The sequence below is a fragment of the Dyella sp. LX-66 genome (genome assembly GCF_018599165.1).
Lineage (GTDB): Bacteria > Pseudomonadota > Gammaproteobacteria > Xanthomonadales > Rhodanobacteraceae > Dyella_D > Dyella_D marensis.
The window spans coordinates 43,917-57,785 of record NZ_JAHFVJ010000012.1 but is presented as its reverse complement, the minus strand read 5'-3'; the positions used below and the strand labels follow the sequence as shown (position 1 = coordinate 57,785).

Sequence of the window (13,869 nt, the reverse complement as noted above, 5' to 3'; positions counted from 1 at the left end):
TACGCTGCGCCTCCCTCACACCTATAAGAACGGAACGCACGATGGACGGAGGCTTGCAGTTGACCACCCGCGGCGAGGCGCGCGAACAGCCCGTCTGGGGCGCGGTGTTCTCGCTCACCCTGGGCGTGTTCGGCCTGGTCACGGCGGAATTCCTGCCGGCCAGTCTGCTGACGCCGATGGCAGCGAGCCTGGGCATTACCGAAGGCGTCGCCGGCCAGGCGGTGACCGCCACCGCGGTGGTGGCGATGATCACCAGCCTGCTGATCTCGGCCGCCACGCGGAACATCGACCGGCGCTGGGTGCTGGTGTCGTTCTCGGTGCTGCTGATCGTTTCCAACCTGCTGGTGGCCTACGCGCCCAACCTCGCCGCGGTGCTGGTCGGCCGCGTACTGCTGGGCATCGCCATCGGCGGCTTCTGGACCATGTCGGCGGCCACCGCCATGCGCCTGGTGCCCGAGCACCTGGTGCCGCGTGCGCTGTCGCTGATGTTCAGCGGCGTGTCGCTGGCCACCATCGCGGCGGCGCCGATGGGCAGTTATTTCGGCGCGCTGATCGGCTGGCGCAACGTGTTCCTGCTGGCCGTGCTGCTGGGCTTGCTCGCCCTGGTGTGGCAGCTGGTGACGCTGCCGCGGATGGCGCCCACCGGTTCCACGCGGCTGCGCACCCTGGTCGAAGTACTGCAGCGCCCCGGCATGAGCCGCGGCATGCTCGCCTGCACCCTGGTGTTCACCGGCCACTTCGCGTTCTTCACCTATCTGCGGCCGTTCCTGGAAACCGTCACCGGCGTCAGCGTCGGCGGCTTGTCCGCGATCCTGCTCGGCTTCGGCATCGCCAACTTCGTCGGCACTTCGCTGGCCGGCCTGGTGCTGGAGCGCAACCTGCGCGCGATGCTGCTGGGCATGCCGCTGCTGATGGGCCTGATCGCCATCGGCCTGGTCACGCTGGGCCACGTGCCGGCGGCGCATGCCGCGCTGATCGCGCTGTGGGGCATGGCCTTCGGCGGCGTGCCGGTGGCGTGGTCCACCTGGATCACGCGCACGGTACCGGACCAGGCCGAAAGCGGCGGCGGCCTGATCGTGGCGGCGGTGCAGCTGGCGATCAGCCTGGGCGCGGCGATCGGCGGCGTGATCTTCGATGCGGGCGGTGCGCGCGGCGTGTTCGCGGGCAGTGCGGTGGTGCTGTTCGGCGCGGTGGCGATGGTGGTCCTCGGCTTTCGCGCGAGGACCGCTGCCGCGGCGACCTGAGCTACCTCGCTTGCGTTCCTCCAGCAGGGTGTCGATGTCTGGATCTGGCGTGGGTTCCCGTGCCCTTGAAGCCGGTGCAGCGGCTTTTTTAGTTTAGCTCTTTTGACCACTTTAGCTGATCAGCTAAAATGCGCTGTCTAGCTAACATTAGCTAAATATGCCATATTTGCTGTACAGCTAAAAAGGCCACTTTAACTAAAAAGGCGCACACCATGGGCGAGAACCTTACGGGAACGTCTGAGCCTGCCTCCCCCCATTCCTTGGCCGATGCGGTCCTGGTGGGTCTGCTGGAGGCGACCAGGGGCAAGGTGGCCATCCGCCACGATGAGTACCTGCTGAGTCCAGGCCGCTACCTGGACCTCTACCTGCGCCTGATCGTCGACGGCCAGGCGGTCGACTTCGCCATCGAATTGCTGGGGCAGGCCTATCCGCGGGACATCGCCCAGGCGATCACCCAGGTCCGGAGCTTCGAGCCGCGCGGCGACACGCCGGTCATTCCCCTGATCGCCGCCGAAGCACTCAGCCGCGGCGCCCGGGAACTGCTGCGCCAGGAGGGCATCGCCTACTTCGACCGGCAGGGCACGCTGCACCTGCGCTGGCGGCATTGGATCATCGACATCCGCCAGGCCGAAGCAGGACCCGCGCCCAAGCCGAAACACAAAGCCATGAACCTGTTTACGAATGCACGCGCCAGCGTCGTGCATGCCTTGCTTCACTCCAGACGCAAATGGCTGCAGGTGACCGAACTGGCCGAGTCAGCCCAGACAACAGGCTTTACCTGCTCCAAGGTCCTGCAGGAACTGGAGCTGCTGGAGTGGTGCGAAGCGGAGGGCACGGGGCCCGCCCGGCGCCGGCGTCTGGTCAAGCCCAATGCGCTGCTCGATGCGTGGGCGCAGGCCTGGCCTCCGAAACACGAGAAACGCACCCACTGGTACTGCTTTGCTCCGCCGACGCCCGGGAGCCTGCGGCAACGCGTGGCCGAGCCGCTGGCCGCGTATACGTCGTCGTCCCCTTGGGCATTCACCGGCACGGCGCCGGCAAACGCCTATGCGCCGCTGCTCACCGCCGTCAGCGATGCCGAAATCATCGTTGCGCCGGGACATGCTGCACGGCTCGCGCAACAGCTGGATCTGGAACCCGCGGACAAAGGCTTCAACGTCACGCTGATCGAGCGCGACGTCTCCAGCCTGCTGTTCCGTGCATGCGATGACAACGGACTGTGGTCGGCCAGTCCCTTTATTCTCTACCTGGATCTGCTCAACGGACGGGGCAGAAACAAAGAGCTCGCCGAGAACGTCCGCATGAAGATGGAGCTGGGTGCCGATGGGATCTGAAAACAAACCTCGTACCGCCGACGGATACGGCGAAGAGGTGACCGGCGCATGCGAACAGGCACTCATCACCTTGCTCGGCGCCTTTGGCACTTTGGGTGACGACTTGCGGTTGATCGGCGGCCTTGCGCCGCGCTATCTGACGCCGGCGAATCCTCCGGAAGTACCTGCCCATGCAGGCACCACCGACGTCGACATCGTGCTGGACCTGGCGGTGATCGGCGACGGGGAGAATTACGCCTCGCTGGCGGCGCAGCTGACCGAGCGCGGCTTCAGGCGCCATATGGAAGGCGGTAGGAGTTCGTCATGGCAATGGCGTCTCGACGTCGGGGCCATTCCGGTACTGGTCGAATTGCTGAGCGACGGCGGCAATGCATCGCGCCCGAAACAAGTGCCGCTCGCAGGCGAAGATGTTTCGACCATGGCGATGCCGCATGCGGGCATGGCGCGCGACTGGTTCATCACCCGCGAGTTGACGGCGCAGGCGGTGGGCGGCGGCGTACTCACGCGCAGGGTTCACGTGGCCGACGTACCGGCCTTCGTCATCCTCAAGGCGCTGGCTCTCAACCGGCGGTATGCGCCCAAGGATGCTGCGGATCTCATCCATGTTCTGCAGTACGCAGGAAGCATCGAAGAGATGGCCGGCATGTTCGTCGGGAAAAAACAGTCGGGCCTGCATGGCGCCTCCATCGACGCCGGCATCGAGGCACTGCAGTTCTCGTTCGTCCACCCCAGCCGGCCCGAGCTGTCGCATACCTGCGACGGGCCGGTGAAGTACGCCGGCTTCCACTACGCCGCCGCTGGCGAGGAGGCGCTGATGGAAGCCCAGCGCTTTGCGGCGAACCTGGTGCGCAGGTTTCTTGCCAGGTACGAGGTGCTGCTCAAAGAGGCGAGGAAATCCGCGCGCCGCATCGTGGAAAGCGACAAGGCCTGACGCAGCCGAGAAACGGTTCCGTCGATCCGAGCGCATAAAAAAACTGCTGGAACATCGCTGTTCCAGCAGTCCTTTCAGATTGCTTCGCGGAACTCCGACCCTTGCGGATCAGAGCGCGTAGTACATCTGGAATTCCAGCGGATGCGTGCTGGCGCGGTAGCGGGTGACTTCCTGCATTTTCAGCGCGATGTAGGCGTCGATGAAGTCGTCGGTGAACACGCCGCCGGCCTTGAGGAAGTCGCGGTCCTTGTCCAGCGCGTCCAGCGCCTGGTCGAGGCTGGAGCACACCTGCGGGATGTTCTTCTCTTCTTCCGGCGGCAGGTCGTACAGGTCCTTGTCGGCCGGCGCGCCCGGGTCGATCTTGTTGATGATGCCGTCGAGGCCGGCCATCATCAGCGCGGTGAACACCAGGTAGCCGGAGTTCATCGGGTCGGGGAAGCGCACTTCGATGCGGCGGCCCTTCGGGTTGGACACGTACGGGATGCGGCAGCTCGCCGAGCGGTTGCGCGCGGAGTACGCCAGCATCACCGGCGCTTCGAAGCCCGGCACCAGGCGCTTGTAGCTGTTGGTGGTGGAGTTGGCGAAGGCGTTGATCGCCTTGGCGTGCTTGAAGATGCCGCCGATGTACCACAGCGCCGTCTGGCTCAGGCCGCCGTACAGGTCGCCGGCGAACAGGTTCTTGCCGTCCTTCGCCAGCGACTGGTGCACGTGCATGCCGCTGCCGTTGTCGCCGACGATCGGCTTGGGCATGAAGGTGACGGTCTTGCCGTTCTGGTGCGCCACGTTCTTGATGACGTACTTCATGGTCATCAGCTCGTCGGCCTTCTGCACCAGCGTGTTGAACTTCACGCCGATCTCGCACTGGCCGGCATTGGCCACTTCATGGTGGTGCACTTCCACCACCTGGCCCAGCGACTCCAGCACCTTGCACATGTCGGCGCGCAGGTCGCCGAGCGAATCCACCGGGCTGACCGGGAAGTAGCCGCCCTTCACGCCCGGACGGTGGCCGGTGTTGTTGTCCTCGTACTTGTAGCGCGACGACCAGGCGGCCTCTTCGGAGCCGATTTCGTAGAACACGCGGCCCATGTCGTTCTGCCAGCGCACGGAATCGAAGATGAAGAATTCCGGCTCCGGACCGAAGAAGGCGGTGTCGGCGATGCCGGTGGACTTCAGGAACGCCTCGCCGCGCTTGGCGATCGAGCGCGGGTCGCGGCCGTAGGCCTGCATGGTGCTGGGTTCCAGCACGTCGCAGTGCAGGACCAGCTGGGTGTGGCCGCTGAACGGGTCGAGGTAGGCGGTGTCCGGGTCGGGCAGCAGGATCATGTCCGACTCGTTGATGCCCTTCCAGCCGGCGATCGAGGAACCGTCGAACATCTTGCCGTCCTCGAAGGTCGACTCGTCGATGGTGTGCGCCGGGAACGTGACGTGGTGATGCTTGCCGAGCATGTCGGCGAAACGCAGGTCGACGAACTCGACGTCGTGTTCCTGGATCAGGTCGAGCACTTTCTGGGCGGACATGACGAACCTCGAATAGGTGGGGACGTGGAAACAACTCGCTCTTTGGCAAGCTCCATGCCAGCGGAAGGAGCCAAGCCGGATCAGTTACTTGCGTAAGGATTGCGTGAATGGTGATGGTCGCTTTGCACCTTTAAGGCGCTAAATCAATCGCGAATTTGCACCAACAATGCGCTTCACCTTTCGCCTGCGAACAACGCTCGCCATCCTAGCCCGTCACCCCTCATTCGGGCACGTGACCCTCCAGGCCCACACAGCCAACCCCCTCTCCCCTCCGGGGAGAGGGCTGGGGTGAGGGGCGGGCGGAGCGATGAAGCAGAAGCAGTAAGCAAGCCCCGCTCTGTCGCTACGTCTTGGCGAGCCCGCCCCTCATCTGCCTGCCCGCGCGTCGTCACACAACCGTCACTCCCACCCACTAGCGTCCCGCGCCCATCTCTCTCCGCGCTGCGAGCGCCCGTGACCGATCCCGCCGCCGGGCTGTCGCGCCTGTTCGAGGAACAGCGCGACACCCTCAACCGCTACTTCCTGAGGCGCACCGCGCATGCCTGGGATGCGCAGGACCTGGTGCAGGAGGTCTACCTGCGCCTGCTGCGCGCGGACCGGCACGGCGCACAGGACATCCGCAATCCCGAGGCCTACCTGTTCACCATCGCCTCCAATCTGCTGCGCGAGCACGCCACTTTGCGCCAGCGCGCGCCGGTCAACGGCGACGCGCTGGAAGACGTGCTGGAACGCCTGGCCACGCCCTGCGAAGCGGCCGCCGGCGTGGACCGCGAGCTGCGCCGCCGCCGGCTCGGCGAACTGATCGCCCGCCTCACCCCGCGCTGCCGCGCGGTGCTGGTGATGCATTACCGCGACGAACTGGGCTACCGCGAGATCGGCGAACGCCTGGGCGTCTCTTCGAACATGGTCAAGAAATACATCGTCAAGGCGCTGGCCGCGTGCCGCGTCGGGATGGCGCGCTATGACTGACGCCATCGACCCGCGCCTGCTGCGCCGCGCCGCCGAGCAGGCGGCCGAGTGGTACCTGGACCAGCGCGAAGGGCTGGATACCGCGCAGCGCGCGCGTTTCCTCGCCTGGCTGCGCCAATCGCCGCTGCATGTGTCCGAATACATCGGCATGGCGCGGCTGCACGGCGACCTCAGCGCCGCCGCCGCGCTCGATGCGCTGGATACCGCCGAGCTGGCCGATCTCGCCGCCACCGAGCGTGCGGTGGTGCAGCTGCGTCCGCTGCTGCCGCGTGCGCCTTCCGCCGCGCCGGTGCGCCGCGCCCGCACGCCATGGTGGCAGCAGGCCATCGCCGCCGTGGCCGTCGCCTTGATCGGCGGCGCGGCCTTCCTGCACGAGTCACCGGCGCCGATGGACGTCTATACCTCCGCCGGCGAGGTACGCGACGTCGCGCTGGACGACGGCACCCTGCTGCAGCTGGACCGCGCCAGCGCGGTGGCAGTGCGCTACGACCACGCACAGCGCCGCTTCGAACTGCTGCGCGGCGGCGCGCTGTTCGACGTGGGCAAGGACCCGGCGCGGCCGCTACGCGTGGGCGTGGGCGAGCAGGTGCTGGAAGACGTCGGCACCGTGTTCGACGCGCATCGCCGCGCGGATGGCGCCAGCGTCGCCGTGGTGAGCGGCGAGGTACGCATCTGGACGGGCGAGCCTTCCGCCAACCAACCGGAAGCACTGGCCGACCTGCGCGCGGGCCAGTACGCGGAAGTGGCGGGCGGCCGCCTCGCCGCGCTGGAGCGCCGCGCAAACCTGGCGCAGCACACCGCCTGGCTGCCCGCGGACATCCATTTCGAACACAGCACCGTGGCTGAAGTGGCGCGGCGTTTCGCGATCTACGGCGGCACGCCGCTGCATATCGACGATGCGGCCCTGGCCGCCACGCGCATCAGCGGCCGTTTCCATGCGCGCGATCCGGAAGCCTTCGTCGCCTACCTGGGCACCTTGCCCGGCGTGCGCGTACAGCGCGGCGCGGATGACATTCGCATTACGCGCAAGCTGTAAGAAAAAATTCATCGAATCGGCGGTACCCGACTGGCGCGCGGGGCACTCGTAGAGGTTATGCGGCGGCGATGCGTGTGCGCTTCGCCGCCTTTCTTCTCCCTCTCGCCCCAAGGCTCGCTCCATGCGCAAGACGCTCGCCCTCCATATCGCGCTGCTGCTCGGCGGCACGCTGTCCCTCGCCCTGCATGCGCAGGATCACACCGCCGCGCCGGCGATCGCGCCGATGCCGCTGGCCCAGGCGCTGGACCTGGTGGCCAGCCGCAGCGGTCTGCAGCTGGTGTATTCGGCCGACGTCGCCGAAAGCGTGAAAAGCCGCGGTGCCACCGCCGGCGAACCACGCGAGCAGCTGCGCCAGCTGCTGGCAGGCACTGGGCTGGATTACCGCTTCGTCACGCCCACCACGGTGACCATCGTGCCGGCGGCACGCGCGGGAAACGCACCGGCCGCGGACGCGACGGCGTCGCGCGGCCTGCCGCCGGTGGACACTGACAGCCCCACGCGCGAACTGGCACCGATCAGCGTGCACGCCAATGCGGTGGACACGCTGGCGCCCAGCGCGGCGCCGCTGGATGCGGTGCAGCCGACCTCGGTGATCGACGAGCGCTTTATCCGCGACGGCCTGCGCTTCAACTCCAACTTCGACGACATCATCAAGTACGCGCCGAGCGTCACCGTCACCTCGCCGGAAGGCCCCGGCCTGGGCAAGAACGAAGGCATCAGCATCCGCGGCTTCCAGGACGGCCAGTTCAACATCACCTTCGACGGCATTCCGTTCGGAGACGCCAGCGACCTGCACCACACCACCTCGGCCTACTTCAACAACCACGTGCTGGGCCAGGCCGAGATCGACCGCGGCCCCGGCGGCGGTTCCACCATCGGCAATGCGACGTTCGGCGGCACCGTGGGCCTGCGCTCGCGCGACCCGAGCGACGTGCCGGGCATCACGCCCTACCTCACCGTGGGCAGCTGGAACACGCGCGCCGGCGGCGTCGCCGCGGATGAGCAGATCGGTGCGCACACCAAGCTGTTCGCCGATATCTCCAAGGAAGCCAGCGATACCTATCTCAAGGGCACCGACGACCGCCGCGAGCATGCCTTCATCAAGACCGTGAGCGACCTCGGCACCGCCACCACGCTCACCTTCGTCACCAGCTACAACCAGGAACACCAAAACACGGTGCAGGGCGCGACGCTGGGCGAGATCGCGCAGTACGGCTGGCGCTATGGCCTGCGCGACGATCCGCGCCTGCAGTCCTACCAGGGCTACAACAAGGCCGCGTACTACTCCAGCTTCACCTATGTCGGCCTGATCACGCGGCTGGGCGAGTGGGACGTGGACAACAAGGTCTACTACAACAGCTTCGACCACTGGTCGCTCAAGACCAGCGACGCCACCGACAACAACGCCGCCGACAACGGCGTGACCTTCTACGACGCCAAGGGCAAGAAGGTGGGCAAGTCCGCCACCGACGTGCCGGGCAAGCAGGCCGACAACGGCTTCCGCGCCTTCGGCGACGTGCTGCGCCTGGGCCGCGAGCTGGGCCCGGGCACCTTGCAGACCGGCGTGTGGCTGGAACGCAATCTCGATCAGCGCTACCAGCTGCCGCTGGACATGACGACCGGCCAGCAGAGCGGCACCAAGTACGGCCCCGTCTACAACTATCAGCTGAAGGACCGCACCGACACTGCGCAACCCTTCGTGCAGTACGACTGGCGCCTCACCGACCAGCTCACGCTGAGCCCGGGCCTGCGCTACTCCTCCGTCACGCGCAGCCTCGACGCCGCGCTCAACAAGATCTCGCCGCCGGTGCCCGCACACGCCGAGGCCACCTACAGCGCCACCCTGCCCTCGCTGAGCCTGCACGATCGCCTGAGCGACGAGTGGAGCGCGTATGCACAGGTAGCCCGCGGCTTCCTGGCGCCACCGATCGACGTGATCGAGTTCAACGGTACGCGCGGGCTGGATCCGGAACTGACCACCAACTACCAGGTGGGCACGGCGTATGCGACGCGCGGACTCACCTTCGGCGCCAACCTGTACTACATCGACTTCAAGAACCTGATCGCGCAGACCGAGGTGAAGACCGCCAACGGCAACGAGAGCGCCTACGTCAACGGCGGCGGCGCGATCTACAAGGGCGCCGAGGCGGAAGCGACCTATGCGCTGACGCCCACGCTCAGCCTTTACGGCAATGCCAGCTACAACAAGGCCACCTACAAGGGCAGCAGCGTGCAGGTCGCCGCCACGCCGAAGGTGACGGCGGCGCTGGGCTTGCTCTACAGCAGCCAGCAGGGCTGGTTCGGTTCCTTGATGGGCAAGTTCGTCGGCCACCAGTACGGCCTGGACAACGCCACCGACGCCAGCGGCAAGGACGTCTTCGCCAACGATGCGCGGCTCGCCGGCTATATGTCCTGGGATGCGGCCTTCGGTTTCCGCGGCGATCATGGCCCCTGGGGCGGCAAGGGTTATTCGGTGAGCGTGGACGTCAACAACTTGTTCAACGTGCACAAGCTGGCCGGCTATGCGGGCACGCAGTCGGTCAGCGGCACGCCGCTGTACTTCGGGCTGCCGGGCCGCGGCGTGTTCCTCGACCTGTCGGTGAAGCTGTGAGGCGGCCGGGCGTCTTCGTTCGCGCGGCCTTGCTCGGCGCGGCGCTGTGCGCGCCACTGCTGGCGCAGGCGGACGAGGCCACGCTGCGCCTGCGCGTGGTGGTGCTGCGCCACGGCGTGCGTTCGCCGACCAAGGCACCGGAGGCGCTGGCGCCTTACGCCAACCGGCCGTGGGCCGCGTGGCCGGTCGCACCGGGGCAGCTCACGCCGCATGGCATCGAAGGCATGCGCGCGCTGGGCGAGAGCTATCGCCGCCTGTTCGCGGCGGATGGATTGTGGTCCGGCGCCTGCGATCGCGTGAACGAGGTGGTGGTGATCGCCGACAGCACGCCGCGCAATCACGCCAGCGGCGCGGCGCTGGCGCAGGGATTGGCAGCGGATTGCCAACCCACGTATCTCGCCCTGCCCACCGACCGGAACAACCCGCTGTTCCATTTCGGCGGCAAGGACGATGACAAGGACGATGACGACAAACCCGCCTTGCCCGCGACCTGGCCGCCCGCCGAACTGGCGCAGCTGCAGCGCGTGCTGCTCGGTTGCGAAGGCTCGACCTGCCTGGCCAAGGCGCATGCGGACGGCCGCAAGACTCTGCTCGATGCAAAAGACGACGGCGAACGCGCCAAGGCGCTGAAGACCGCCGGCAGCCTCAGCGAAAACCTGATGCTGGAATACGCGCAGGGCTTCCCCGCCGCGAACGTGGCCTGGGGCCAAGGCGACGAAGCGACCATGGGCCGTCTCGTTACCTTGCACAACCTGCAGTTCGCGCTGAGCAAGAAGTCCATGCCGGCCGCGGCCCGCGGTGGTTCCAACCTGCTGGCGCACGTGCTGGCCAGCCTGCAGCAGGCCGGCGGCGAAAAGACGCCGATCGCACCGCTTGCAACCGCGTCCACGCGCGCCGTGCTGGTGGTGGGCCACGACACCAATCTCGCGCAGCTCGCCGGCCTGCTCGATGCCGATTGGCACGACGCCGCGCACCCGGACGACTATCCGCCCGGTGGCGCACTGGTGTTCGATCTGTGGCAGACGCATGACAAGTACAGCGTGAGCGTATCCACCGCGATGCCCACGCTCGCAAGTTTGCGCAGCGCCGACTACGCGGCACCGGATGCGCTGGTGCGCAAGACGCTGAGGCTCGCACCCTGCCCCGCCACCGACCGATGCCCGCTGGACAAGGTCTCGCGCTGGTTGCGCACGCGCATGGATGCCACGCGCATCGATCCGGCGCTGCCCGCGATGCGCGCGTGGCCCGCCGTATCGCAAGAAGCTCCGCATGAACCGGCAGTCAGCAAGTAAGGCCCGGACGTGCCCCAAGGAAGGGGCTAGCGCTTAAGCTATGGCGCTTTGCAGTAGCCCGGAGTTCCGCACGTGAGCGATCTGATCAAAGTCGTCCTGCTCGGCATCATCGAAGGCATCACCGAGTTCCTGCCTATCTCCAGCACCGGTCATCTGCTGATCGCCGAGAAGCTGGGCCTGGGCGAGCGCTCGGACCTGTTCAATGTGGGCATCCAGGCCGGCGCCATCCTCGCGGTCACCTTCATCTACTGGAAGCGCATCTGGGGCCTGCTCACGCAGTGGCGCGATCCGGCCAACCGCGACTATGTGCTGAAGCTGTTCGTGGCCTTCATGATCACCGCGGTGCTGGGTTTCATCGTCACCCACATGGGCTTCAAGCTCCCCGAGGCGGTGACCCCCATCGCGTGGGCGCTGGTGATCGGCGGCCTGTGGATGATCGGTGCCGAGCAGATGGCGGCGCGCCAGGTCGACCGCACCGAAGTGACCTGGACGGTGGCGATCCTGGTCGGCATCGCGCAGATCGTGGCCGGCGTATTCCCCGGCACCTCGCGCTCGGGCGCGACCATCTTCGCCGCCATGCTGGCCGGTACCAGCAATCGCGCGGCGGCGACGGAGTTCGCCTTCCTGGTGGGCATTCCCACCATGTACGCCGCCACCGGCTATGAACTGCTGAAGGTGGTGAAGAGCGACGGCGTGGCGCACGAGGACTGGAGCGCGCTGATCGTCGGCTTCGTCGTCTCGGCCATCGTGGCCTTTATCGCGGTGAAGTGGCTGCTGGGCTATATCCGCACGCACCGCTTCACGCCGTTCGCGATCTACCGCATCGCGCTGGGCATCGCCCTGCTGGTGCTGATGCCGGCGGGCGCCGGCGGGCGCACTGCGTAGGTTGCGTAGGTTGGGGTGAGCCGCCAGGCGAACCCCAACATCGCCAGCTCCATGCCCTTGGCCATGTTGGGGTTCGCCTGGCGGCTCACCCCAACCTACGAGGTTCCATGACATAGTTCCGCGCGCCATGGAACCGTCATCCCACTACCGCCTGCTCGACCTGCATATCGACCTCGCGCGCCAGCGCGTGACGCGCGACGGCGATGCGCTCGACGTGCAGGGCCTGAACTTCCAGCTGCTGGCCTGCCTGTTGCGGCATGGCGATGCGGTGGTGGGTTTCGACACGCTGATGGCCGAGGTCTGGGCGCCGGCGGTGGTGAACGAAGAGACCGTCACTCAGCGCGTGAAGCTGCTGCGCCAGTCGCTGGGCGACGATGGGCGCCATCCGCGCTACATCCGCTCGGTGCGCGGGCGGGGTTATCAGTTGTGCGAAGCGCCGCGGGTCGCCGAGGCCTTGATCGCCGATGAGCCGGTGACGGCGCAGCGAACGTTGCGCCCATGGGTGATCGGCGCCGGTGTCGCCATCGCGATCGGCTTGGCCGGTGCGTGGTGGTATCGCTCGTCCATCGAGCACGGCCGCATCGATCCGGCGCAGACGCTGATGAATCGCGCGGCCTACTACGCCGGCATCGGCCAGAAGGACAACAACGAACGCGCGATCCTGCTCTATCAGCAGGTGCTGGCGCGCGATCCCGCCAACACAGCAGCACGTATCGGCCTGAGCCGCGCCTATAGCGCCCGCGTCTGCCTGTACAACTTCGCTTACGACTGGACGCAACAGGCAGGCCATGAAGCGGAGGCCGTGCTGAAAGCCGCGCCCGACAACAGCGGCGCCTGGTCCGCACTGGCCTATGCGCACGATTGCGCGGGCGAGCTGTCCGCTGCATTGCGCGCCTACGAGAAGGCGATGGCGCTCAACCCCGCCGACGATGCCACGCGCGCATCGGCGGCCTATCTCTATCAGGAGCAGGGCCGGTTGGCCGACGCGCTGCATGCCAACCTGGACATGCACGGCGATCCCGCCCGCGTGCGCTTCCGCGCCGTGCAGGTGGCGCGCGAACTGGAGCTGCTCGGCTTCACCGACGCGGCGGAGCGGCGCTATCGCGAGAGCTTCCAGCTCTATCCGGACAATGTGTTCTCCAATATCGCCTGGCCGCGGCATCTGTTCCTGCAAGGGCGTTTCAAGGAAGCGCAGGAAGCCTTGGACCAGGCCTTGGCGCGCAACACGCCGCATGTGGATCTTTATGTGCTGGGCGGCGAACTCGCGCTGCTGCGTGGCGACCGCGACGGTGCGCGCCGCGCCTTCGAACAGGCACGGCAGCTACGCCCGCAGATGAGCCTCCCCACCACGCTGACTGCGTTGTATGGCGCGACATCGCCCACGCCGGCATGGCTGGACGAGCGCATGGCGCAGATGCAGCGCCAGTTCCTCGGCGGCGCGGGCTATCCCGGCGACTATCTCGAACTGGCCCTGCTGCAGGATGCACGCGGACTGCATGCCGACGCGCTGCGTTCGGTGGAAACGGCCGTACAAGGCGGCTACAGCGACCGCGCCTATCTGCAGACTTCGCCCCTATTGCGTGGCCTTGCCAACGATCCCGCCTACGCCGCATCGATCGACACGCTGAGCCGGCGCGTCGCTGCGCAACGCGCCCAGGTATTGGCTGCGGACTGGCGCCCAGCGGATCTGCGCGACGCGCCTTGAGCGCTACAGGTCGGGCCAGCGGCGCGCCAGGTCGTTGATCGCATCGAGCGCGAGTTTCAGTTCCTGGCCACGCGGCGTGAGTTCGTAATAGACCTCGCGCCGCTGTGCGGAAGAACTGCGGCTCACCACACCGGCGTTCTGCAGATAGCGCAGCTGCTCCGACAGCACCTTGGCCGAGATGCCCTTGATCGAGCGCTCCATCGCACCGAAATGCACGGGGCCGCGTTCGGTCAGCGTCATCAGGATGGTCATGGCCCAGCGTCCGCGCAGGACGCGCAGCACCACTTCGGCGGCGCAGATGTTCACAGGTTCGGTGGCCATGAGCGCGAGTATGAAAGCTCGCC

Annotated in this window: 11 protein-coding genes; 9 read left to right on the top strand and 2 right to left on the bottom strand. The window is 67.0% G+C overall.

Annotation, left to right across the window (positions count from 1 at the left end; genetic code table 11):
* The first annotated feature begins 41 nt into the window (after nucleotides 1–41).
* The 3 genes from KK141_RS19115 (at nucleotide 42) to KK141_RS19105 (ending at nucleotide 3,509) form a co-directional block, all read left to right on the top strand.
* Entirely contained in the window at nucleotides 42–1,244 is a 1,203-nt protein-coding gene (locus KK141_RS19115; RefSeq protein ID WP_214572699.1) for an MFS transporter, read from the top strand.
* 212 nt (nucleotides 1,245–1,456) lie between these two features.
* Nucleotides 1,457–2,578, top strand: coding sequence for a type IV toxin-antitoxin system AbiEi family antitoxin (locus KK141_RS19110; RefSeq protein ID WP_214572698.1), 1,122 nt, complete (start codon nucleotides 1,457–1,459; stop codon nucleotides 2,576–2,578).
* Entirely contained in the window at nucleotides 2,568–3,509 is a 942-nt protein-coding gene (locus tag KK141_RS19105; RefSeq protein ID WP_214572697.1) for a hypothetical protein, read from the top strand. The genes KK141_RS19110 and KK141_RS19105 overlap by 11 nt, the downstream gene beginning before the upstream one ends.
* Before the next feature lie 108 nt (nucleotides 3,510–3,617).
* Here the strand turns inward: KK141_RS19105 and glnA are convergent, their stop codons facing one another.
* Nucleotides 3,618–5,027 carry a type I glutamate--ammonia ligase gene (gene glnA / locus KK141_RS19100; protein ID WP_214572696.1) on the bottom strand — a complete coding sequence of 470 codons (1,410 nt, stop codon included), beginning with the start codon at nucleotides 5,025–5,027 and terminating at the stop codon, nucleotides 3,618–3,620.
* Nucleotides 5,028–5,480: 453 nt separating this feature from the next.
* Between glnA and KK141_RS19095 the strand changes: the two genes are divergently transcribed.
* From KK141_RS19095 to KK141_RS19070, 6 genes are all read left to right on the top strand, one after another.
* Entirely contained in the window at nucleotides 5,481–5,996 is a 516-nt protein-coding gene (locus KK141_RS19095) for an RNA polymerase sigma factor (RefSeq protein ID WP_345777617.1), read from the top strand.
* Complete coding sequence (locus KK141_RS19090) at nucleotides 5,989–7,032, top strand: FecR domain-containing protein (RefSeq protein ID WP_214572695.1); 1,044 nt, start codon at nucleotides 5,989–5,991, stop codon at nucleotides 7,030–7,032. Before KK141_RS19095 ends, KK141_RS19090 begins: the two co-directional genes overlap by 8 nt.
* Nucleotides 7,033–7,153: 121 nt before the next feature.
* Entirely contained in the window at nucleotides 7,154–9,643 is a 2,490-nt protein-coding gene (locus KK141_RS19085) for a TonB-dependent receptor (protein WP_214572694.1), read from the top strand.
* A complete protein-coding gene (locus KK141_RS19080) occupies nucleotides 9,640–10,935 on the top strand; it encodes a histidine-type phosphatase (RefSeq protein WP_214572693.1) in 1,296 nt (431 codons plus the stop codon). Before KK141_RS19085 ends, KK141_RS19080 begins: the two co-directional genes overlap by 4 nt.
* Before the next feature lie 72 nt (nucleotides 10,936–11,007).
* Complete coding sequence (locus KK141_RS19075) at nucleotides 11,008–11,820, top strand: undecaprenyl-diphosphate phosphatase (protein WP_214587354.1); 813 nt, start codon at nucleotides 11,008–11,010, stop codon at nucleotides 11,818–11,820.
* A 127-nt stretch (nucleotides 11,821–11,947) separates the two neighbouring features.
* Nucleotides 11,948–13,525 (top strand): winged helix-turn-helix transcriptional regulator, encoded by a 1,578-nt coding sequence (locus tag KK141_RS19070; RefSeq protein ID WP_214572691.1) that lies wholly within the window; start codon nucleotides 11,948–11,950, stop codon nucleotides 13,523–13,525.
* A 3-nt stretch (nucleotides 13,526–13,528) separates the two neighbouring features.
* On the opposite strand, the gene KK141_RS19065 is transcribed toward KK141_RS19070, so the two are convergent.
* A complete protein-coding gene (locus KK141_RS19065) occupies nucleotides 13,529–13,846 on the bottom strand; it encodes a helix-turn-helix domain-containing protein (protein WP_214572690.1) in 318 nt (105 codons plus the stop codon).
* Nucleotides 13,847–13,869 lie beyond the last annotated feature (23 nt).